This is a genomic window from Actinokineospora spheciospongiae, assembly GCF_003182415.1.
In the GTDB taxonomy this organism is placed as follows: domain Bacteria; phylum Actinomycetota; class Actinomycetes; order Mycobacteriales; family Pseudonocardiaceae; genus Actinokineospora; species Actinokineospora spheciospongiae.
This window is the reverse complement of record NZ_QHCP01000003.1, coordinates 88,571-109,745: the sequence shown is the minus strand read 5'-3', so window position 1 is coordinate 109,745 and position 21,175 is coordinate 88,571. Positions and strand designations below refer to the sequence as shown.

The 21,175-nt window shown below is 73.5% G+C and carries 19 protein-coding genes; 10 read left to right on the top strand and 9 right to left on the bottom strand.

From position 1 onward, the window contains the following. The first annotated feature begins 57 nt into the window (after positions 1-57). Genes DFQ13_RS07920 through DFQ13_RS07910 form a run of 3 tightly spaced genes read left to right on the top strand, consistent with a single transcriptional unit; the run spans position 58 to position 4,066 of the window. A complete protein-coding gene (locus DFQ13_RS07920) occupies positions 58-1,365 on the top strand; it encodes an MFS transporter (protein WP_110079398.1) in 1,308 nt (435 codons plus the stop codon). 17 nt (positions 1,366-1,382) lie between these two features. Further along, complete coding sequence (locus tag DFQ13_RS07915; RefSeq protein WP_110079397.1) at positions 1,383-3,305, top strand: helix-turn-helix domain-containing protein; 1,923 nt, start codon at positions 1,383-1,385, stop codon at positions 3,303-3,305. A 50-nt stretch (positions 3,306-3,355) separates the two neighbouring features. Further along, positions 3,356-4,066 carry a phytanoyl-CoA dioxygenase family protein gene (locus DFQ13_RS07910; protein WP_035289633.1) on the top strand — a complete coding sequence of 237 codons (711 nt, stop codon included), beginning with the start codon at positions 3,356-3,358 and terminating at the stop codon, positions 4,064-4,066. A gap of 40 nt (positions 4,067-4,106) precedes the next feature. On the opposite strand, the gene DFQ13_RS07905 is transcribed toward DFQ13_RS07910, so the two are convergent. From DFQ13_RS07905 to DFQ13_RS07890, 4 genes are read right to left on the bottom strand one after another with little or no spacing between them, the layout of a single operon-like run. Then, positions 4,107-6,422, bottom strand: coding sequence for an FtsX-like permease family protein (locus DFQ13_RS07905; RefSeq protein WP_110079396.1), 2,316 nt, complete (start codon positions 6,420-6,422; stop codon positions 4,107-4,109). Further along, positions 6,416-7,096 carry an ABC transporter ATP-binding protein gene (locus DFQ13_RS07900; protein WP_035289630.1) on the bottom strand — a complete coding sequence of 227 codons (681 nt, stop codon included), beginning with the start codon at positions 7,094-7,096 and terminating at the stop codon, positions 6,416-6,418. Before DFQ13_RS07900 ends, DFQ13_RS07905 begins: the two co-directional genes overlap by 7 nt. Next, positions 7,093-7,617 (bottom strand): PadR family transcriptional regulator, encoded by a 525-nt coding sequence (locus DFQ13_RS07895; protein ID WP_110079395.1) that lies wholly within the window; start codon positions 7,615-7,617, stop codon positions 7,093-7,095. The genes DFQ13_RS07900 and DFQ13_RS07895 overlap by 4 nt, the downstream gene beginning before the upstream one ends. A gap of 42 nt (positions 7,618-7,659) precedes the next feature. Beyond that, on the bottom strand, positions 7,660-8,019 hold the full coding sequence (locus DFQ13_RS07890) for a VOC family protein (RefSeq protein ID WP_110079394.1): 360 nt from the start codon (positions 8,017-8,019) through the stop codon (positions 7,660-7,662). 87 nt (positions 8,020-8,106) lie between these two features. Between DFQ13_RS07890 and DFQ13_RS07885 the strand changes: the two genes are divergently transcribed. Continuing rightward, the gene (locus DFQ13_RS07885; RefSeq protein ID WP_052022025.1) at positions 8,107-8,583 is read left to right on the top strand and encodes a CGNR zinc finger domain-containing protein; all 477 of its coding nucleotides are present in this window, start codon (positions 8,107-8,109) and stop codon (positions 8,581-8,583) included. Between the two features lie 27 nt (positions 8,584-8,610). Here the strand turns inward: DFQ13_RS07885 and DFQ13_RS07880 are convergent, their stop codons facing one another. After that, a complete protein-coding gene (locus tag DFQ13_RS07880) occupies positions 8,611-8,886 on the bottom strand; it encodes a helix-turn-helix domain-containing protein (protein WP_219994336.1) in 276 nt (91 codons plus the stop codon). Between the two features lie 343 nt (positions 8,887-9,229). Continuing rightward, positions 9,230-10,438, bottom strand: coding sequence for a helix-turn-helix domain-containing protein (locus DFQ13_RS34875; protein WP_325050909.1), 1,209 nt, complete (start codon positions 10,436-10,438; stop codon positions 9,230-9,232). 83 nt (positions 10,439-10,521) lie between these two features. Between DFQ13_RS34875 and DFQ13_RS07870 the strand changes: the two genes are divergently transcribed. Further along, on the top strand, positions 10,522-11,220 hold the full coding sequence (locus DFQ13_RS07870) for an HAD family hydrolase (RefSeq protein WP_325050908.1): 699 nt from the start codon (positions 10,522-10,524) through the stop codon (positions 11,218-11,220). Between the two features lie 307 nt (positions 11,221-11,527). On the opposite strand, the gene DFQ13_RS07865 is transcribed toward DFQ13_RS07870, so the two are convergent. Further along, on the bottom strand, positions 11,528-12,787 hold the full coding sequence (locus DFQ13_RS07865) for a DUF445 domain-containing protein (protein WP_407643145.1): 1,260 nt from the start codon (positions 12,785-12,787) through the stop codon (positions 11,528-11,530). Between the two features lie 29 nt (positions 12,788-12,816). On the opposite strand from DFQ13_RS07865, the gene DFQ13_RS07860 reads away from it, so the two are divergent. From DFQ13_RS07860 to DFQ13_RS35545, 4 genes are all read left to right on the top strand, one after another. After that, positions 12,817-13,983: a pyridoxal phosphate-dependent aminotransferase gene (locus tag DFQ13_RS07860; protein WP_181399891.1), complete on the top strand. Its 1,167-nt coding sequence runs from the start codon at positions 12,817-12,819 to the stop codon at positions 13,981-13,983. Positions 13,984-14,074: 91 nt separating this feature from the next. Further along, the gene (locus tag DFQ13_RS07855; RefSeq protein ID WP_035289618.1) at positions 14,075-14,626 is read left to right on the top strand and encodes an RNA polymerase sigma factor; all 552 of its coding nucleotides are present in this window, start codon (positions 14,075-14,077) and stop codon (positions 14,624-14,626) included. Then, on the top strand, positions 14,623-15,027 hold the full coding sequence (locus DFQ13_RS33650) for a hypothetical protein (RefSeq protein ID WP_181399890.1): 405 nt from the start codon (positions 14,623-14,625) through the stop codon (positions 15,025-15,027). Before DFQ13_RS07855 ends, DFQ13_RS33650 begins: the two co-directional genes overlap by 4 nt. A 254-nt stretch (positions 15,028-15,281) precedes the next feature. Then, a complete protein-coding gene (locus tag DFQ13_RS35545; protein WP_181399889.1) occupies positions 15,282-17,177 on the top strand; it encodes a CHAT domain-containing protein in 1,896 nt (631 codons plus the stop codon). Here the strand turns inward: DFQ13_RS35545 and DFQ13_RS07845 are convergent. Continuing rightward, positions 17,125-17,991 (bottom strand): S8 family peptidase, encoded by an 867-nt coding sequence (locus DFQ13_RS07845; protein WP_233438319.1) that lies wholly within the window; start codon positions 17,989-17,991, stop codon positions 17,125-17,127. The two genes, DFQ13_RS35545 and DFQ13_RS07845, sit on opposite strands and share 53 nt — an antisense overlap. A 455-nt stretch (positions 17,992-18,446) precedes the next feature. On the opposite strand from DFQ13_RS07845, the gene DFQ13_RS07840 reads away from it, so the two are divergent. Further along, a complete protein-coding gene (locus DFQ13_RS07840) occupies positions 18,447-19,337 on the top strand; it encodes a hypothetical protein (RefSeq protein WP_146241159.1) in 891 nt (296 codons plus the stop codon). Positions 19,338-19,695: 358 nt separating this feature from the next. Here DFQ13_RS07840 and yczR read toward each other — a convergent pair whose 3' ends face one another. Further along, complete coding sequence (gene yczR, locus DFQ13_RS07835; protein WP_407643144.1) at positions 19,696-21,135, bottom strand: MocR-like transcription factor YczR; 1,440 nt, start codon at positions 21,133-21,135, stop codon at positions 19,696-19,698. Positions 21,136-21,175 lie beyond the last annotated feature (40 nt).

Below are 21,175 nucleotides of genomic sequence, written 5' to 3'. Positions count from 1 at the left end.
TCCCTGCGAGAAACGCCGCAGGGCTTCCCTGTCCCCCTGTGAGAAAAGGTGATGACGATGACGGCAGCGCAGCCGAAGTCCTTCGTCCGCATCGTCGGCGCCAGCCTCGTCGGCACGACGATCGAGTGGTACGACTTCTTCCTCTACGCCTCCGCGGCGGCCCTGGTCTTCAACAAGCTGTTCTTCCCCGACAGCGACCCGCTCACCGGAACCCTGCTCTCCTTCCTCACCTTCGCCATCGGCTTCCTCGCCCGACCCATCGGCGGGCTGGTGTTCGGCCACTACGGCGACAAGGTCGGCCGCAAGAAGCTGCTGGTGGTGAGCCTGCTGCTGATGGGCGGCGCCACCTTCGCCATGGGCCTGCTGCCCACCTACGCGATGATCGGCGCGGGCGCCCCGCTCCTGCTGATCCTGCTGCGCCTGGTGCAGGGCTTCGCCCTCGGCGGCGAGTGGGGCGGGGCCGTGCTGATCGTCTCCGAGCACGGCGACGACGCCCGCCGCGGGTTCTGGGCGTCCTGGCCGCAGTGCGGGGCGCCGGGCGGCAACCTGCTGGCCACCGCGGTGCTCGCGGTGCTGGCCGCGGTCCAGACCGACGCGGCGTTCGAGTCCTGGGGCTGGCGCATCCCGTTCCTGATCTCCGGGGTGCTGGTCGTCATCGGGCTATGGATTCGGCTGACCGTGGCGGAGTCCCCGGTGTTCCTGGCGGCGGCCGAGCGGGCGGGCGGGCGGGAGCACGCGCCCGCCGTGGAGGTGTTCCGCACGAGCCGGCGGCAGGTGCTGATCACCATCGGCGCCCGGATGGCGGAGAACGTCTCCTACTACGTGCTGACCGCGTTCATCCTGGTCTACGTCACCACCGGGCTGGGCCTGACCCGCGGCCTCGGGCTGACCGCGGTGCTGGTCGGGTCGGCGGTGCACTTCGTGTCGATCCCGCTGTGGGGCGCGCTGTCGGACCGGCTGGGCAGGCGCCCGGTGTACCTGTTCGGCGCGATCGCCATGGCCGGGTGGGCGTTCGCCTTCTTCGCCCTGCTCGACAGCCGCTCCACCCCGGTCATCATCGCCGCGGCCACCGTGGGGCTGGTGCTGCACGGGGCGATGTACGGGCCGCAGGCGGCGTTCTTCTCCGAGCAGTACCCCACCCGGGTCCGCTACACCGGGCTGTCGATCGGCGGGCAGCTTTCCTCGATCGCGGCCGGTGCGGTGGCGCCGCTGATCGCGGTGGCCCTGTTCCAGGAGTATGGCAGCACCATCCCGGTGTCGCTCTACGTGGTGGCCATGTGCGCGATCACCACCGCGGCGGTGTTCCTGGCCGAGGAGACCGCCGGGACTTCCCTGCACGACGAACCCGCCCCGGCCACCCGCTGAGTGGCACCATCCCCCCGGTGGAGGCCCGCGACGCCGTGACAGACCTGCTCACCCTGCTCGACCTGCTGGCCGAGGGGGCGAGCCCGGAGGAGCTGTCCGGCGTCGCGGCCACGGCCCGCGCGTCCGGCCTCGGCGGGGACGCGCTGGCGGCGGTGGACCGCGCCGTCGCGGCGGCGCTGCGGGTCCGCCGCACCGTCACCGCCCACCGCCGCCGCGAAGCGGAGCTGACCGCCCTGTTCGACACCGCGGGCGACCTCGCCGCACTGCGCGACACCGACGCGGTCCTGCGCTCGATCGTCCACCGGGCCCGGATGCTCCTCGGCGTCGACGTGTCGTACCTGTCGCTGAACGACGAGCACGCGGGCAAGACCTACGTGCGGGTGACCGACGGCTCGGTGTCCGCGCTGTTCCAACAGGTCCAGCTCGGCATGGGCGAGGGCCTGGGCGGACTGGTGGCCCAAACCGCCCGCCCCTACGCCAGCCGCGACTACTTCGCCGACACCCGCTTCAACCACACCGGCCCGATCGACTCGTCGGTGCGCGACGAGGGCCTGACGGCGATCCTGGGCGTGCCGCTCGCCCTGGGCAGCCGGGTGATCGGCGTGCTGTACGCGGCCGACCGCACCGCCCGCGACTTCACCCCCGACGAGGTCGCCCTGCTGTCGTCCCTGGCCGACCACGCCGCCATCGCCATCGACACGGCCCGCCTGCTGGACTCCACCCGGGCCGCCCTGGCGGAGCTGAACACCGCGCACACCACCATCTCCGGCCACGTCTCCGCCCTGCGCCAGGCCGCGGAAGCGCACGACAAGCTGATGGACCTGGTCCTGCGCGGCGGCGACCTCGACGAGGTCGCCGGAGCCCTGGCCTCGGTCCTGGGCGGCGGGATCGCGGTGTTCGACGCGGGCGGGGCGGAACTGGCCCGGGTCGGCGACCCGTGCGGCCCGTTCCCGGTGGAGGCCTCCGGCCGGGCGGTGCTGGTGGAGGCGCCGGGCCGGGCAGCGCCGATGGACGCGACGGGTCGGGTGGCGGCGCAGGCGTCGGGCCGGGTGGCGGCGGTGGAGCGGGCGTGGGTGTGCGCGGTGCAGGCGGGCCCGGAGGTGCTGGGCAGCCTGGTCCTGTCCGGCCGAGCGGACCTGGGCGACGCGGAACGGCGGCTGTTCGAACGGGCCGGGGTGGTGACGGCGCTGCTGTTGCTGCTGCGGCGTTCGGTGGCCGCGGCGGAGGACGAGGTCCGCGGCGAACTCCTGTCGGACCTGCTGACCGCGCCGACGCGCAACCCGTCCGGGCTGGCGGCGCGCGGCGCCCGGCTGGGGGTGGACCTGTCGGCGCCGCACATGGTCCTGGTCTGCGCCTCGGAGGTCCCCCGCCGCAGGCTGGCCACGGCCGCGAGCCGCTACGGCGGACTGGTCGGGGTGCACGCGGAGCAGGTCGTGGTGCTGGCACCGGGCCCGGTCCACCCCGCCCGGGTCGCCACCGACCTGGGCACCGCCGTCGACGCCCCGGTCACCGTCGGCGCCGCGGGCCCGGCCACCGGCATCCCCGAACTGGCGGCGGCCCACGCCGAAGCGGCCCGCTGCGCCCGCTCCCTGCTCGCCCTGGACCGCGCGGGCGACGGCGCCACCACCGCCGACCTGGGCTTCATCGGCCTCCTGCTGGGCGACACCCGCGACCTGACCGCCCACGTCGACTCGGTCCTCGGCCCGGTCCTCGACTACGACTCCCGCCGAGGCACCGACCTGCTGGGCACCCTCACCGCCTACTTCGACTCCGGCGCCAGCCTCGCCCGCGCCAAGGACCTGCTCCACGTCCACGTGAACACGGTCGTGCAACGGCTCGACCGGGTGGCGACCCTGCTGGGCGAGGACTGGCAGGACCCGCGCCGCGCCCTGGAGATCCAACTCGCCCTCCGCCTGCACCGCCTGCGCGATAGCAGGTGAATCCGGTCAATCCGGTGGCACGGGCGGCTCCGCTGGGCTACACCGGAGGGGTGCACGAGGTTCTCTCCGAGTTGGGGGTGCGATCGGACCTGCTCGACCCGCAGCAACTGGTCGAGCTGGACGAGCTCGGGTTCTGCCGGTTCGACACCTTCCTCGACCGGGCGCGGGTCGAGGCGGCGATGGCGGAGTTGGAGCGGCTGCTGGCGGGGTCGGGCAGGCAGGGCGGGACGCTGCACCTGCGGGGGCTGCTGGAGGCCGGGCCGGTGTTCGACGCGTTCTGGCTGCGGCCGCGGTTGCTGGCGGCGGTGCGGCACCTGCTCGGGCCCGAGTTCCGGGTCGACGAGATGCACTACCGGGCGGGCACCCCGGAGCACGGGGGCCAGGCGCTGCACCGGGATTCGCCGGAGCGGGCCGGGCCGGGGCGGTGGCAGGTGTGCACGGCGATCGTGGCGCTGACCGACTTCACCCCGGAGAACGGGTCGACGCGGGTGGTGCCGGGGTCGCACCTGGACTGGGGGTTCGTGGCGCCGCGCGGGCACGAGGACCACCCGGACCAGGTGCTGCTGTCCGGGCCCGCCGGGACGGCCTGGCTGTTCAACTCGCACGTGTGGCACTCGGGCACCCGCAACAACTCCAGCGGCACCCGGCACGCCGTGCTCACCGGCTTCCACCGCCGCGGGGCGGCCACCACGCTGTTCGACGAGCAGCCCGCCGACGGCACCATCGCCCGGCTGGGCAGCGCCGCGTACCTGCTGATGTGACCGGCCCCGGGGAGGGCGGACCCTCCCCGGGGCCCGGGTCCTACTCCGTGCGCAGCGAGGTGAGCCGGGTGGCGCCGCGCAGGAACGGCAGGGTGACCACCGAGACCAGCAGGCCGAGGACGGCGGCGGCGAGGGTCATCAGGCCCACGCTCGGCCAGTCGACGTACAGCGGGTCGTTGCCCAACCGCAGGACCAGTGCGGCCAGGGCGATGCCGGTGCCGATGGCGATGAGCACCCCCAGTGCGATCGGGACGGCGATCTGCCACAGCAGCGACCGGGCCAGCGCCCCCGTGGGCACCCCGCTGGCGGCGAGGACGGCCAGCGGGCGGCGGCGTTCGCGGATGTGCTCCAGCGCCAGCACCAGCAGGCTGATCCCGGCCAGCAGCAGGATGAACACCGCCCCGATGAGCAGGCCGCGGCGGATGGTCAGGAACGACTGCTCCTCGACGAGGCGGGAGCCGTAGTAGTAGGGGTCGAACTCGTTGCTGTGCACCTTCCACCCCAGCGGGGCCAGCGCCGCGTGCGCCCGGTCCAGGGCGTCCGGGTCGGTCGGGTCGAGCACGACGTCGACGGTGGTCCGCGAGGTGGTGGGCAGCGGGTCCGGCAGGGTGCCGCCCGCGGTGAGGAAGAGGCCGTACAACGACGAGCCCGACTCGGCGGGCCGGGCGACGCGGCGAATCTCCGGGATGGTCCAGGCGGCCCGGGGGCGGTACTCCCCACCCGGGGCCACGTCCATCAGCCGCAGCGTGCGACCGGACGTGAACAGCTCGGGGAAGTCCGCACCGCCCACGGCGTAGACCTGCCCGCCCCCGCAATCGGGCACCCGGTAGACCTCGGTCACCACCGCGCAGTCGAGCACGTTGAGGCCGTAGGTCATCCCCGTCTCCTCCAGCTCGAAGGTCACGCTCTCGCTGGGGAACGCCCCGCGCACACCCGGCACCCCGTCGAGCAGATCGATGCTGCGCTGGATGGCGTCGGCCTCCGGGTAGACCTGCATGTGCGGGCTCTGCCCGGCCGTGGTCGAGACCTCGGACGGCGAGTCCGCGAAGCGGTCCGCCTGCGCGACCAGCACCGACTGCACGGCGATCGCCCCGGCGAGCACGATGGCCACCCCGCCGACGACCCTGGCCGAGGTGCCGGAGTCGAGCTGGAGCCTGCGGATGGCAAGCTGCCACGACGTCGGTCCGCCGCGCAGCCGCGCCACCGCCCGCTCGATCACCAGCGGCAGCAGGATCGGCACGCCCGCCAGCAGCAGCGTGGCCCCGGCGGCGACGCTGTAGGACCACACCTCGCTGCCCGCCCTGGCGCCGCCGCCGTGCCAGAGCAGCAGCACCACGCCGAACCCGATCACCGCGAACCGCCAGGCAGGCTTCCGGTTGACCGGCTTGCTGAACCGCACCACGCCCAGCGGCTCGATGATGGTGCGCCGCAGGGCGAACTGCGCGGTCAGCACGGCCAGCACCGGCACCGCGAGCACCACCAGCGCGGCCAGCCACCACACCGGCACGATGTCCGACGGGTACACGCTGATCCCGGCGAGCACCACGCCCGGCGCCACCGACCGCCCCACCTGGTACAGCCCGACCCCGACGACCAGCCCGGCAACAGCGCTCACCAGCGACTCCGCCGCCGCGATCCGCCGCACCTGCCGGTCACCCGCGCCCACCAGCCGCAGCGCGGACAGCCGCCGGTCCCGCTCGGCCCCGGCGATGCGGGTGCTGGCCGCGAGGAAGATGAACACCGGCACCAGCAGCGCCACGATCCCGAGCAGGATCAGCAGCAGCAGCGTCGGGTCGAGGTAGCGGACCTGCTCGAAGGTGCCGAACGCGTAGACGGGGGTGGTCAGCGAGCCGCCCACCAGGTCCGGTCCGGCGCCGACGTAGGCGACCAGGTCGTGCGGGTCGGGCACGCCCTCCTGGCCGAGCACCCCGGCCACGCGCGCGGGGAAGCGGTCGCGCAGCAGCCCCGAACCCGGCTCGGCGAGCAGGGTGGCGAGGTCGCCCGAAACCCACATCGACCCCTCGGCCGGCACCGCGTCCATGCCCGGCGGGACCGGGGAGGTGGCGTCCGGGGCGTACACGTACCGCACGGCGATGTTGCGACCGTGGAAGTTGGTGGAGGTGCTGCGGTACGCCAGCGGGGTGATCCCGCCTGCCGGGTTGGAGTCGGGGCTCGCGGCGGTCGAGCGGTCGTCGCGCGCCTGCAACGTCGGCTGCACCGAGGCGGCCAGCAGCAGCACGGCCACCGCCGTGGCCACCCCGAAGGTGCTGAGCAGGAACCTGGCCAGCGAGGTCCGGCCGCCCCCGACGGCCAGCCGGACCCCGATGGCCAGGTCGTTGCACCAGGCCCTCACCACGCGTGCTCCGGTTCCCTGGTGCGCCCGTCGCGCACCACGACCTCGCGGTCGGAGTACGCGGCGACCCTGGCCTCGTGGGTCACCAGCACGACCGCCGCCCCGGTCTCCCTGGCGGTGCCGACGAGCAGCCGCATGACCTCCTCGCCGCTGAGCGAGTCCAGGGCCCCGGTCGGCTCGTCGGCGAAGATCACCTTCGGCCGGGTCACCAGCGCCCTGGCCACCGCCACCCGCTGCCCCTGCCCGCCGGACACCTCGCCGGGCCGCTTGTCGGCCACCTCGTCGACCCGCACCCGCCCCAGCCACTCGCGGGCCGCCGCCTCCGCCGCCTTGCGCGGGGTGCCGCCGAGGCGCAGCGGCAACGCGACGTTCTCCAGGCAGGTCAGCTCAGGGACCAACTGCCCGAACTGGAACACGAACCCGAACTCGCCGCGCCGCAGCGCGCTGCGCTCCTTGTCGCCCATGGCCGACAGCTCGCGCCCGGCGTACACGACCGTCCCGGACTCGGGCGCGACGATCCCGGCCAGGCAGTGCAGCAGCGTCGACTTCCCCGACCCGGACGGCCCCAGCACCGCGACGACCTCCCCCGCCGCCACGCTCATCCCGGCCCCGTCCAGCGCAGGGGTTTTTCCGAACGACTTGCGCAGGTCGGTCCCGACCAGCAGCACGTCGCTCATGACGCGACCTGCGCGCCCAGGTCGGCCAGGCGGGCGGTGGTCAGCTCCAACCAGCGCAGGTCCGCCTCCAGGTGGAACAGGGCGTGGTCGCAGATCAACTGGTCGGCCAGGTCCCCCTCCCGCTTGCGCGCGGTCAGCTCCCGCATCGCCTTGAGGTGCGCGACCCGCTGCGCGTCGAGCACGTCCTCCGCGCTGCGCCCGGACATCAGCGCGAGCACGACCTTGGTGTAGAGCGCGCTCTGCAGGTAGATCTGCGGCTTCTCCGGGGTCACGAGCCACTCCGCCACGTCGGTGACCCCGGCGTGGGTGATGGCGTAGCGCTTGCGGTCGGGACCGCCCCCTGGTTCGACACCGCTCTCCTCCACGAGTCCGTTGCGCAGCAGACGGGACAGCGTCGAGTAGACCTGTCCGTAGGCCAGCGGGCGGTCTTGCCCGAAGCGCTCGTCGTAGGCGCGCTTGAGGTCGTAGCCGTGCCGGGGACCGGTCTCCAGCAGCCCCAGCAAGGCGTGTCCGATTGACATGCCCCGGGACTCTACCGGATGTGTATACACGCGGCGAATAGATCAGGAGAGGCAGAGGCAGAACGGGTGCCCGGCCGGGTCGGCGTACACGCGGAAGTCCTCCGCCCCGTCGTCCAGGAGCCGGGCACCGAGGCCGACCGCCCGGGTGTGCGCGGCCTCCAGGTCCTCGACGTAGAGGTCGAGGTGCAACTGCTGGGGGCGCTCACCCGTGGGCCAGGTGGGCGGGGTGTGGTCGGCGACGCGCTGGAAGGAGAGCCGACCGCCGGGGCCGTTCAGGTTCACCCAGCCGTTCTCCCGCTGCTCCCCCGGCTCCGGCCAGTCGAGGAGCCGGGCGTAGAAGCCCGCCAGGGCGATCGGGTCGGGGCAGTCGAGGACGGTGGTGCCGAAAGTGGGTACGGACATGGCGACCTCCTGGAGTTGGTAACCGGTATACCGAGTATGCGGGTTACGGCATCTTTCGACAACCGGTCACCGGCCTACAGTGGTGACGTGCGCACTGGCGAGGCGACCCCGGAGCACGACGCGGACCTGCTCCTGGACTTCCTGAACACGATCGACCTCGAGGAGCACACCGACCTGCTCGACGACGCCCACGGGTGGCGGTCATGGCTCACCGCACACGGCCTGTCGGACGGCGATGCGGCGCGGGTGCGGGCCGTGCGCGACGGGCTCCGGGCCGCCGCCGCCGGAGAACCCGCGTCCCTGGCCGGTTTCGCGGTGCCGGTTGAAGTGGCGGGCGGGGTACCCCGGTTGGCGGGGGCGGAGGTGACCGAAGCGGTCCTGGCGGCGGCGGTGCGGTTGGCGGTGCTCGGGGAGTGGGAGCGGGTGAAGATCTGCCCGGCGGACGACTGCCGGTGGGCGTTCTTCGACCGGAGCCGCAACCGGTCGCGGACCTGGTGCTCGATGCGGGTGTGCGGGAACCGGGAGAAGGCGCGGGCCTGGCGGGAACGCACCCGCCCGGAGTGACCTGATCACCGTTTGCCCGCTGCGTCTTCACAAATGAACATCAAGGCGCAGAACGGGCAGGTTTTGACATCGGCATGGTTGAGCAGCGGTTCCATCAACCAGCCAGGGCACCAGTTCAACCACCGGAACGTTCAACGCGGCGGCAAGGGTCCGCACAGTCGGCAAGTGATCAAGCGGCCGTCGACCGTTCTCGATCATCGAAATGTAGGAAACGGTGTAGCCCGCGCGGTCCGCCAGCATTGTTTGTGACATCCCGCGCCGTCGCCGTGCTCTACGCAGCAACAGGCCCGGCGAACCGGTCACCGGTCCATTCAAGGACGTTTCACCCGGTGAACTCATGAGACGGCTGGGCCGAACACATGCGGCACATACCCGCTCGTGGTTGTAACGGCTCAGTTCAGCTCCACACCCCCCTTCGCAAAGTCGGCGTCCCCTTGCCTGCGTCGTCCGCGCGGCCGTCACGATGGACACCTCGTGCCCGGCTTGCCGCTGAGCCGCAGCTCGCACCCAGCCACCTGGCACCGCCTCACCGGCTCGATTGATTCCGCGTGCTCTGGTCGAAACCACACGAAAGCAACGTTAAGGCGGCTGCTGCGGGGTAACCCGAGCTGTCAGCTCGGGTTACCCCTGCGCTCGGTTCGACGAACTACAGGGGTACGCCGATACGTGTCGCCAAGCGAGCCGCTTCGCCTGCCACGGTGCGACGGCCGCGCTGCACGAGCCTGCTCAGCACCGCGCGAGCGGCTGGGCGATGGCGCACGTCTTCTGGGGCTTGGCGCTCGGCGGCCGAAACCATCATGAGCGCGCCCGCGAAGTCGCGGCGCTGTTCATACCCCTTGGCTTGGTCGATCAGGAAGGCCACCCGCCGCTCGATGGACGGTGAGCTGTCGTGGTCGACCTGCTCAGCCAGGCGCAAGCCTTCCGCCGTGTCGCCGGTCTCGACCGCGACCGACACGGCGAACATCTTGACGTTGGTCGGCCCGAAGGCGGTCCACAGGGTGTTGCGCTCGCCGGTCCGCCTGGCCAGCGGCTCCACCAGGCGTACCCGGTCGTGAGCCACCCACCGGTCACCCCGGCGAGCAGCGGCGATCGCGGCCACCAGCAGCAGGGAGCCACGCAGCGCCACGGCGTCGAGGTCATCATCTGCGGTTGCGGCTTCAAGTTCCTGCGCCCCGTGCAGCGCCACCGTTTCAGCGCTTTCCGGCTCTTCGTCCGCAAGCAACACCTGCGCCAGGTTCCACCGGGAGACGGCCAACCGCAACGGGTCGTCGGCGGCTTCACCGGCCCGGATCGCGCGGTCGGCGGCAAGCAGCGCCAAGTCCACCCTTCCCAACCGTTTCGTCACCGATCGCACGAGGGCATAGAGATCAGCCGCGCACCGATACAGGTATCGCCTCCCACCCGCCTCGTCGTCACTGCGAATTGTTCGGAGTGCCCACTCGACAGCCGTGATGAGTCGGGGCAGGTCGCGGACGAGCCTGCTGTACCTCTGCGGAGAGGTCTGCCAGGTGTGCCAAGCCACTCCGATGCTGTCGTTCAGCCCACTGAGGTCGACAGGACCGGTGTCCACCACCGGCAATGTCAAAGCACGGCGCAATTCGTCACCGGCCGCACCGGGGACGGGTTGCGAAGCGGTGGCCGGTGCGTTGTTCAGGAGGACACCAATCGGTTGTTCCAGGACGCGGGCGAGTTCAACCAGCACACCCACGGTGGGCAACTTGGTACCGCGCTCGATCTGATACAGGTAATCGACCGAAATACCGGCCAAGCCCGCAATCACCGGCTGCGTCTTGTCAGCCGCGACACGACAGAACCGCACCCGCTCCCCAATGCACCGTGCGAGTTCTCGGTCCATCCGACTGTCCCTCCCCCGGGGATTGGATAGACCTGATGCTACGCGCCGGGCCAATGCCCCGACCGGGTGACAAACTGGCGGACATGATCACGCCTCGGCTGCTGGTGCTCTGGGACATCGACCACACGTTGCTTGCCTCACGCGGCCTGGGCCGGGAGATGTACGTACGCGCCGTACCGGCGGCGTTCGGCATCCCATTTGTCGACTTGGCCGACGTGAGCGGCCGGACTGAGCTGGACATCATCGCGGAAACCATCGCGCTGCACCGGGTTGAGCCCACTGAAGCCAACGTGTCGAGGCTCGCGCAAGCTCTGACGGACAGCTACGAAGCCGCCCGCGCCGAATTGGCCGAACGGGGCCGAGTGCTCCCCGGCGCGCGAGAAGCACTCGAGGCACTGGCTGAGGACGCGGCCGTCCACCAAGGCGTGCTGACCGGCAACCTGCGGTCGGTGGCGTACGTGAAGTTGGAGACGTTCCGACTTGCCCACTACGTGGACCTCGAAACCAGCGCCTACGGCGACGACCACAACGTGCGCGCCGAACTGGTGCGGGTCGCCCGACGCCGCGCGGTCGAGCGAACCGGCATCAGGTTCGACGGTGAGCACACGGTGCTGATCGGGGACACGCCCCGCGACGTGGAAGCCGCCCACGCGGCGGGGGCGCGGGTGGTTGCTGTGGCGAGTGGCCGAAACGGCGTTGACGAGTTGCGATCAGCGGGAGCGGCTGACGTGCTCCCCGATCTTCGGGACGTGACCTCGCTGGGGCGACTGCTCCACCGATGAGGTGACTCAGACACCAATAGGCTTGTTCAAAACAATCATAAAACAGGTCATTTTCGCTGGTCAACCTTGTTGTCGAAGCACCGAAAAACCACCCCCGCCGCACCCGATACCCCGCCGCACCCGATACCCCGCCGCACCCGATACCCCGCCGCACCCGATACCCCGCCGCACCCGATACCCCGCCGCACCCAGGGGGCCGAGCCCAGGTCCATTCTATCCCGCCACGGGCGCGGAGCGGGTGGAGACGATCATGCCTGTGGACAACTCGGGCGGTTGCCCACAGGCAGGACCGGGGGCTTGCGGGGGCTCAGGAGATGAGTTGGGCGACCGTGTAGATGAGCAGGCCCGCGAGGGCGCCGACGACGGTGCCGTTGATGCGGATGAACTGGAGGTCGCGGCCGACCTGGAGTTCGATCTTCTGGGAGGTTTCCTCCGCGTCCCAGCGGTGGACGGTGTCGGTGATCAGGGTGGTGATCTCGTCGCGGTAGTTGAGGACCACGTAGGCCGCCGCGCCCTCGACCCAGCCGTCGGCCTTGGTGCGGAGGTCGGTGTCGTTGGCCAGGCGGTCGCCCAGGGTGGTGAGGGCGGTGCGGACCCTGGTGCGCAGTTCGCTGGAGGGGTCTTCCGCGGCGTCGAGGAGCATGCGCTTGGCCGTGGTCCAGGCCCGGCCGATGATGTCCTTCACCGCGGGGTGTTCGAGGACCTGGTGCTTGACCAGTTCGGCCCGCTCCATGATCTTGGGGTCGGTCTGGAGGTTGCCCGCGAACTCGTGCAGGAACTTGTCGACGGCGGCGCGCATGGGGTGGTTGACGTCGGTCTTGACGTTCCAGGCGAACGTCAGGACCTCCTCGTACACGCGGTCGGCGACCAGGGCGTCGACGAACTTGGGCGACCAGGAGGGGGCGCGGTTGGAGACGACGCGCATGACCTGGTCGTGGTTGCGGCTGACCCACTCGTAGGCCTGGTCGCAGATCAGGTCGACCAGCCTGTGGTGGGTGCCGTCGTCGAAGACGCGCTGGAGGAGCTTGCCCAGCGGCGGTCCCCAGGGGACGTTGACCACGCGGGTGACGACCGCCTGCTCCATGACGGCCTGGACGTCCTCGTCGCGCAGGACGGTGACGGCGCCGCGCAGGACCGTGGCGAGTTCGGAGGTGATGCGCTCGGCGTTGTCCGGCTGGGCCAGCCAACCGCCCAGGCGACCGGCGACGCCCACGCGGCGGAGGCGGTCGCGGACGACCGACTCGGACAGGAAGTTGGAGCCGACGAAGTCGCCGAGGCTGTCGCCCAGGACGTCCTTCTTGGTGGGGATGATCGCCGTGTGCGGGATGGGCAGGCCCATCGGCCTGCGGAACAGCGCGGTGACGGCGAACCAGTCGGCCAGGGCGCCGACCATGCCCGCCTCGGCCGCCGCCCGCACGTAGCCCACCCACGCGGGCGGGTCCGGCCACAGGACCGTGGCCAGGAAGATGAGGGTGGCCGCGCCGAGGAACGACAGCGCGACCAGTTTCATCGTGCGCAGCGCGCGGCGCTTCTCCGCCTCGCCCGGGACCGGTGTCAGTTGCTCCACCCCGCCATTCTCCGTGAGGATGCGCAGTCGTGCCCCCACACCCGCTGGTACCCCGACTGCGACCGTTCACCTCGACGATCTTCGCGGAGATGACCGCGCTGGCCGCCCGGACCGGGGCGGTCAACCTCGGCCAGGGCTTCCCGGACACCGACGGGCCGCCCGCGATGCTGGCCGCGGCCCAGGAAGCGATCGGTTCCGGCGTCAACCAGTACCCGCCCGGACCGGGCCGCCCGGAGCTGCGGGCGGCCATCGCCGAGAGCCGCGCCCGGTACGGGACGGTGTACGACCCGGACGGGGAGATCCTGGTCACGGTGGGCGCCACCGAGGCCATCGCGGCGGCCCTGCTCTCCCTCGTGCAGGCGGGCGACGAGGTGATCCTGTTCGAGCCCTACTACGACTCGTACGCCGCCTCGGTGGCCCTCGCCGGGGCGACCCGGGTGGTGGTGCCGCTGGTGGAGGAGGAGTCCGGGCGGTTCGGGGTGCCGGTCGAGGCGCTGCGCGCGGCGGTGACCCCCCGGACCAAGGCGGTCCTGGTCAACACCCCGCACAACCCCACCGGCTCCGTGTTCACCGCGGCCGAGCTGGCGGGCATCGCCGCCGTCTGCCGCGACCACGACCTGCTGGCCATCACCGACGAGGTGTACGAGGACCTGCTGTTCGACGGCCGCACCCACACCCCGCTGGCGTCGCTGCCGGGGATGCGGGAGCGGACGCTGACCATCTCCAGCGCGGGCAAGAGCTTCAACTGCACCGGCTGGAAGATCGGCTGGGTCTGCGGCCCGGCCGGACTGGTGTCGGCGGTGCGCGCGGCCAAGCAGTTCATGACCTTCGTCGGCGGGGCGCCGTTCCAACCGGCGGTGGCCTACGCGCTCGGCCACGAGTCGGCGTGGGTGGCGTCGACGCGGGATGCGTTGGCGGACAAGCGGAACCGGCTCTCGGCGGGCCTCGCGGCGGCCGGGTTCGGGGTGCGGCAGGCGGAGGGGACGTACTTCGTGTGCGCCGACATCCGCCCGCTGGGCTACTCCGACGGGGTCGATTTCTGCTACGCGCTGCCGGAGCGGGCGGGTGTGGCGGCGGTGCCGCTGCAGGTGTTCACGGACTCGCCGGAGCAGTGGAAGCACCTGGTGCGGTTCGCGTTCTGCAAGCGCGACGAGGTGCTGGACGAAGCCGTCGAGCGGCTGGGGAGGCTGCGCTAGGTCACACCTTCGCGTGACCCCGGGAGCCACCCGCCGCACCCCGCCGTCGGACGGGCTGACGAGGGGTGGAGCGGACGGAGGTGCGTGCGGGGTGCGGGACTTGGTGGCGCTGGCGGCGGGCGGCGACCAGGACGCCTGGCGGGAACTGGTGCGGCGGTACTCGGACCTGGTGTGGGCGGTGGCGCGGGCCCACCGCCTGCAACGGGCCGACGCGGCGGACGTGAGCCAACTGACCTGGGTGCGCCTGGCGGAGAACATCGGGCGGCTGCGCGAACCCGACCGGGTCGGCGCGTGGCTGGCGACCACCGCCCGGCGCGAGTCGCTGCGGGTCCTCGGCGAACGGGGCCGCGAGACCGTGACGGACCGCTGGGCCGAGTGGGTCGACGGGGACGAGACCTGGCGCCCGGAGGAGGTGGCGCTGCGCGGCGAACGCGACGACCTGCTGTGGCGGGCGTTCGCCGGACTGCGCGAGCGGTGCCGGAACCTGTTGGCGTTGCAGTCTTTCGCACCCGAACTGACCTATGTGGAGCTGTCCGGGGTACTGGGCCTGTCGGGCAGCGCGGTGTCCAAGACGCGCGGCCGCTGCCTGGAGGCGTTGCGGCGGCGGCTGGTGCTGCTCGGGGTGCCCGGGGAGGCGGCGTGAGGGACGACGAGGCCGGGCTGCTCGCCGAGCTGCGCGAGGTGCTCAGCGGGCTCGACCCGGTGCCCGCCGGGGTGCGGGAGGCGGCGGTGGTGGCGGGGAGCCTGCTGGGGGTGCGGTGGGAGCGGGTCGAACTGGAGGAGGTCGCGGTGCCGCTGATGCGGGGGACCGCGCGGGTGTGGGCCCGGGAGCCGGACATCACCATCCGGGTGGGGGACGAGGTGACCGGGGTGGTGGCACCGGAACTGGGGGTCACCCGGGTGGAGTCGCAGGGGGCGGCGGGTGGGGCCCGGTACGCGGTGGACGCCGGGGGGAGCTTCGGCGGGCCGGTGGTCCGGGGGCGGGTTCGGTTCGTGCTGCACCGGGCCGGTGGGGTGCCGCTGGTGACGTCGTGGCTGGGGTGAGCGGGGGCGTGGCCGGGAACCGGGCCGCGGTGCGGGGAGCGCGGTCGGCGGCAGGGGGCCGAGCTCCGACGGGTCAGTTCGGCGATGGGCAGGACTTGGCGGAACACCCCCAGGCACAGGACGTAGAGAGAACGCAAAAGCAGGTGAAGGCTGGGGGCACGACCGCGCAGACGACTACGTCGGCGCGGAGGGCGGGCGACCGGCGGTCGAGGGCCGCGCGAGGTCCTGAGCGGGCGGGGCCGCGGGATGGGGAGTTGCGGACGTGGGCGGAGTGGTACGCGGAGGCGGTGCGGCGGCAGGAGGAGGGGGAGCCGCTGGTGGCGCGGCGGGCGGCTCGGGCGGCGATCGCGGTGGCGGGGGATGAGCGGGAGCGGGCCGAGTCGCGGTTGGTGTTGGCGTGGGTGTCGCACCGGTTGGGGGATGACGCGGAGGCGGAGGCGTTGATCGCGGTCGCTCGGCCCGGGTTGGGGGCGGGTGGGGTGGTGCGGGCGGACTGCCTCGGGGGGTTGATCCAGTGCGCGGCGGGGCGGTACGCGGAAGCGGTCGGTGTGTTGGCGGTGGCGGTGGCCGGGTTGGCGGGGAAGCCGCGGTGGCGGGCGAACGCGTTGGTGGGGTTGGGGGTGGCCGCGGGGCACCTGGGGCGGTTCGCTGAGGCGGATCGGGCGTTGGCGGAGGCCGGGGAGGTCTACGCCGGGATCGGAGAGGTGGAGCGGGCGGCCACCTGCGTGCACAACCGGGGGTTCCTCGCCGCTGAGGCGGGGGAGCACGCGCGGGCCGTGGAGCACTACGCGGCCTCGGGGGTTGATGAGGGGCGGTGGCCGGAGGTGTTGGTCGACCGCGCCCGGTCGGAGTTGGCGTTGGGGTTGGTGCGCACCGCTGATGCCACGTTGGCCAGGGCGGAGGTGTTGTTGGCCGCGGCGGGGCGGGCGCCCGCGTTCGCGGAGGCGTTGTTGGCTCGGGCTGAGCACGCCTTGGGCGGCGGGGACCGGGAGACGGCCGCTCGGACGGCCACCCGGGCCGCCGAGTTGTTCCGGGACCACCGGCTGCCCGAACTCGGCGCCCGGGCCCGCGAACTGGCCCGCCGGGCGGTTCGGGTGGACGCGCCCGCCCGCGTCGAACGAGCCAGGTCCGCCCTCACCGGGGTGAGCACGGCGCGGGACCTGCACGAGCGCAACGAACGGCTGCTGGCCCTGCACACCGGTGACGACGCCGAGCCCGCGCCGCTCGACGACCCCGCGCTGGTGGTCCTCATCGACCGGGGCGGCACCCTGCTCGCACTGTCCACTACGGACCTTCGAGAGATCGGTGACACCGCTCGCATCACCGCGGCCGCCCGTGCCTTCCACCGGCACGCCGTCCTCGCCGAACACTCCGCGAGCGGGAAGGCCCCCGCCGACATGCCTGCCCCAGGTCTGCTGGACGCCGGGCTGTTCCCCGCAGGCCATGCCTCCCCCGGCCTGCCCCCCGCTGGCCTGGTCCCCCCAAACCAGGCCTCCCCCGGCCCGCCTACTGCCGGGCTGTTCCCCACCGGCCTGCCGGCCTGCGGTGTGCCCGGTGCCGGGCTGTCACCCGCCCGCCAGGCTGCCGTCGAGTTCGCCCGGTTGTTGGGGCTGCCCGCAGGCCGCCGCACCGTGGTCGTGCCCACGCCCGCCCTGGCGGGGTTGCCGTGGGGGCTGCTGCCCGGTGGCATCACCGTCGCCCCCTCGGTGGCCGCCTACCGCCGTGCCGAGGCCGCTCCCGAGCCCACCGGGCCGCGCCTGTGGATCGCCGGCCCGGGGTTGGACCACGCCGTGCCCGAGGTGACCGCGCTGCACCGCGCCCACGGCGGCACCCTCCTCGTCGAGCCCACCGTCGACGCCGCTCGGGAGGCGATCGGGCGGGCGGGGTGGGTGCACATCGCCGCGCACGGGCACCACCGCGCCGGGGCGCCCGGGATCGACCTGGGGGACGGGACGCTGCACCCCCACCACCTGGGTGGGCTCCGGCGGGGGCCCGGGCGGGTGGTGCTGGCGGCGTGTGAGGTGGGGCACCCCTACGGGTTCCCGCTGGCCTTCCTCCGGCTGGGGGCCAAGACGGTGGTGGGGAGTCCGATCGCGGTCAGGGACCGGGGTGGGCGCGGGCCCGGGGTGCTGGGGGTGGTGGGGGCGTGAGGCGGGCGCGGGCGATCTCGGCGGCGACCCGGGGGGCGGCGAAGGAGGTGCCGCTCCAGCGGGCCGCGCCGAAGGTGCGCACGCCCCCGGCGAGGCGGACGTGGCTGCTGAGGACGTCGACGCCGGGGGCGTGGCGGTCGACCCAGGGGCCGCGGTTGGTGAAGGGGGCGGGTGAGCCGTCGAGCGCCGAGGCGCCGACCGCGACCACACCGGGGAGCGCGGCGGGCCAGAACGGGCGGGTGGTGCCGGTGTTGCCCGCCGCGGCGACGACCGCGGTGGTGGGGAAGCGGGCCAGTTCGTCCGCGAGGACCGGGGGGCAGCGGTCGTCGGCGGTGTGGCAGCCCGCGGTGAGCACGATGACGTGGGGGTGGGGGCGGGTCGACTCGTGGTGCAGGGCGGCGGCGAGGGTCCGGTCGTCGGTCAGGCCGCGGGGGGTGAGGACGCGGTGGGCGCGGATGGTGACCCCGGGGGCGTGGCGCAGGAGGACGCCCGCGACGAAGGTGCCGTGGCCCGCCTGGCGGTCGGCGCGGCCGTCGGCGTCCTCGTCGAGGAGTTCGGCGGTGGTGGGGTCGAACCAGGGGCGGTCGGCGAACCAGGGGTGCGGGTCGAGGCCGGTGTCGAACAGGGTGACCGTGACCGGTGGCGCCCACACCTCCCGCGGTGGTGGCGGGGGCGGGTCGGCCGGGGTGGGGACGGCACCGGTCCCGTGGAGGACCGGGGTGCCGACGAGGTGGACGTGGTTGGCCGCGACCGGGACCCGCTCGGCCACGTCGGCGGCTATCCGCACGCAGTCGGCGGCGACCGGGGGGCGCAATCGGAGCAGACCCGGACCGTCGGTTTCGACGGTGTCGACCCACCTCCGCAAAATGCGAGCGGCATCTTCCACCCGCGCCCTCGGGACGAGGAGTTGACCGGTTCGGACGAGGCACTGCGCGGGTCCGCCCGGGTCGTGCACCGTGAGGCCGCTGAGCCGTTCGGCCAGCTCGGGGAGGGCGTCCGGGTGCTGTGAGTACACAACGGACACCCTGCCGCCGCCGCGGTCCCCCCGCACGGAAGGCGGCTCGACGTCACCCGGACCGGTGATTTCCACTGTCGGTGATCATCGTCTCCATTCGGCCCACTGAGGCGGGGCGTTCACCGTCTTTCCGGGTGGAACACGCGCCACTAAGGTGCAAAAGGGAGAACCGGTGCTGGATAGTGGCCAGGTCGCACCGATCGGGCGGGGCCGGTTCGACGTCGGGCGACGAGTTGCGGATGGTGGTGACGGCGGTGAGCGGTTCCCGAGCTCCCTCCCGCACCCTGCTGCGCCTGGTCGTGACCGGGGCGTTGGCGCTGATCGGCTGGCTCGCGCTGGCGGTTTCCGCGTCCGCGCAGACCGCCCACGAGCCCCCCGCCCCCGAGCAGTCCCCGAGCGGCCAGCACGACGGTTCCGCCGCGTTGTTCAGCCTGTTGGACGGCACGCTCGACCAGGTCACGACGGTGCTCAACACCACGCTCAGCACCGTGGCGGGGGTCGTCGGCACGGTCACCGAGACCGCGAACCAACTGGTCGCGCCGGTGCTGGACTTCTCGCCACCCGCCCCGGTCGTCCTCCCTTCCTTACCGCCACCGCCGACCCTCCCGCCACCGCCGACCTTCTCGCCGCCGGTCGTGCCGCCGTTCACCCCGCCGTTCGTGCCGCCGTTCGTGCTCCCGGCCCCGGAGGCGCCCGCGCCGCAGGTCCCACCCGCGCCCGCCCCCGGCACCACCCCCATCACCGCCCCGGCCCCGGCCGCGCTCCCGCAGGTCCCCGCCGCCGTCACCGCCGCTGTCGCCGAGTCCCCGCGCAGGCACGACCAGGCGCAGACCCGGGTCGAGCGCAGGTCCGACCGGGCGCCCGCGGCGACCAGGGCGCCCGCCCAGGCCGAGCCGGTCGAGGCCACCGCGCTGACCGGGTCCGGCCAGGCGCCCCAGCAGCCGTTCTCCCCCAGCGCCCCGGCCGCGCCCGCCGCCGCCCCCTCGGGTCACGACCTGAGCGGTCAGGCCCGCGGTGGCGCCCCGCAGGGCGTCCTGTCCACGCGCACCGGCGCGGCGCCGCCGACCTTCGCCGTCGCCGTCGACGACCGGGTGTTCGCGCAGCCGGGCCGGGCGGCCGGGCTGCCCGCTTCGACGCCCGACTGACACCCGGGTCCCACGGGACCGGTCTGCCCGCTGCCGCCGACCACTCCGTCGGCCGCTCCCCCCAGGTACCGCCCGCACACCCGGTGGTCCTGGAGATCCCCCCGAGGAACCAGACGTCCCGATCGGCCGACCGCGCCCGGCCGACTCGGGGACTGGCCCCGGCGCCGCGATGCCCCCGCGGCGCCGGGGTCCCACCCTCGGTCGCCCGCCCGATCGGCACAACGAGGGGCTGTGCCGACTGACCTGGGCGTACGACCAGGGCCGAGTGCGCTGGATGGCGGAGTCGCAACCGAAAGGTCCACGCGACTACGCCATCCAGCGCACTACTTTGTAGCGGTTGGACCCCCTCCAGGGCCAGTCACGCCACCGGGACGAGTCCGGCCCCCGCTCCCGGCGCGGTCTCCCCGCCGACCTCCCCGGCCACCACCGCGAGCCTGCGCACGGCTTCGACCAGCGCCGGGGGCGCCAGCGTGTAGGGCAGTCGCAGCCACCGCTCCAGCCCGCCGTGGACGCCGAACCGCGAACCCGGCGCCACCCGCACCCCCACCCGCTGGGCCTCGACCGCGATCCGGGTGCTGATCGGCGCGGGGAGCGCGCACCACAGGCTCTGCCCGCCCGCGGGCACCTCGAACCCCCAGCTCGGGCAGTGCTCCCGCAGCGCGTCGACCAGCGCCCCGCGCTGGGTGCGGATCTGCGCCCGGCGCGCGGCCAGCAGCGGCTCCGGGTCGGCGTACAGCTCGGCCAGCACCAGTTGCTCGAAGACCGGGGAGCCCAGGTCGAAGGCGTACCGGGCGGCGACCAGCCGGTGCACGACCTCGGCCGGGGCGCGGACCCAGCCCAGCCGCAGCCCGCCCCAGTGCGACTTGCTGGCCGACCCGACGGTGATCACCTGGTTCGGCGCGAACACCGCCATCGGCGGCGGGCCGTCCGCCGGATCGCCGTCGAGGTCCAGCTCCACCAGGGTCTCGTCGACGACGGTCGGGGTGCGGGTGCGGCGCAGGACGGCGGCCAGCCGCTCGCGGCCCGGCACGTCGAGCCTGCGGCCGGTCGGGTTGTGGAAGTCGACGACGAGGTAGGCCAGCCGGGGCGCGGCCTGGCGGGTGGTGGCCGCCAGGCCCGCGAGGTCCCAGCCCGCCTCGGGCATCGGCACCGGGACCGGGACGGCGTGCGCGGCCCGGATGGCGTCGATGGCGTTGGGGTAGGTCGGCTGCTCGACCAGGACGCGGTCGCCGGGGCCGGTGAGGGCGCGCAGGGCCAGCGCCAGCGCGTGGTGGCTGCCGTTGGTCACCAGGACCTGGTCGGGGTCGGTGGGCAGGCCGCGGGCGGTGAACCGCTCGGCGAGGCGGGCGCGCAGCAGGGGGTGGCCCACCTCGTGGTAGCCGTGGCCGCCCAGCTCGACGGCGAAGCGGTCGCGCACCCGGTCGAAGGCCGCGAGGATGTCGGGCAGCGCGGCCGGGGCGGCGCGGGCGAGGTCGAGGGGCTGCTCGGTGAGGGCGGTGGGCGCGGTCGGGGTGTTCGGCTGCGCCGTCCAGGTGCCCGAGCCGCGCCTGCTGCGCAGGAAGCCATCGGCGCGCAACTGCTCCCACGCGGCGGCCACCAGGGTGCGGCTGACGCCGAGCGCCGCGGCCAGCTCGCGCTCGGCGGGCAGCGTGGTGCCCGGGGGCAGCTCGCCCTCCAGCACCAGCCTGCGGATGCCCGCGGCGAGCCCGGCGGAGCCCTGCCTGCTGCCCGCGGCCCGCCACTGGCCGAGCAGGAGGACCAGTCGGCGGGCCGAGATCCGGCCAGTGGGCGTGTCCACAAGGCCAATTGTGCATGATTGGCCGTGGATGAGAAGGCCA

Excerpts from the sequence above, each read along its gene's own strand:
- DFQ13_RS07920 (WP_110079398.1), top strand. The coding sequence starts at position 58 with ATGACGGCAGCGCAGCCGAAGTCCTTCGTCCGCATCGTCGGCGCCAGC.
- DFQ13_RS07895 (WP_110079395.1), bottom strand. The coding sequence starts at position 7,617 with ATGTCAATCGGACACGCCTTGCTGGGGCTGCTGGAGACCGGTCCCCGG.
- DFQ13_RS07900 (WP_035289630.1), bottom strand. The coding sequence starts at position 7,096 with ATGAGCGACGTGCTGCTGGTCGGGACCGACCTGCGCAAGTCGTTCGGA.
- DFQ13_RS07870 (WP_325050908.1), top strand. The coding sequence starts at position 10,522 with ATGATCACGCCTCGGCTGCTGGTGCTCTGGGACATCGACCACACGTTG.
- DFQ13_RS07890 (WP_110079394.1), bottom strand. The coding sequence starts at position 8,019 with ATGTCCGTACCCACTTTCGGCACCACCGTCCTCGACTGCCCCGACCCG.
- DFQ13_RS34875 (WP_325050909.1), bottom strand. The coding sequence starts at position 10,438 with ATGGACCGAGAACTCGCACGGTGCATTGGGGAGCGGGTGCGGTTCTGT.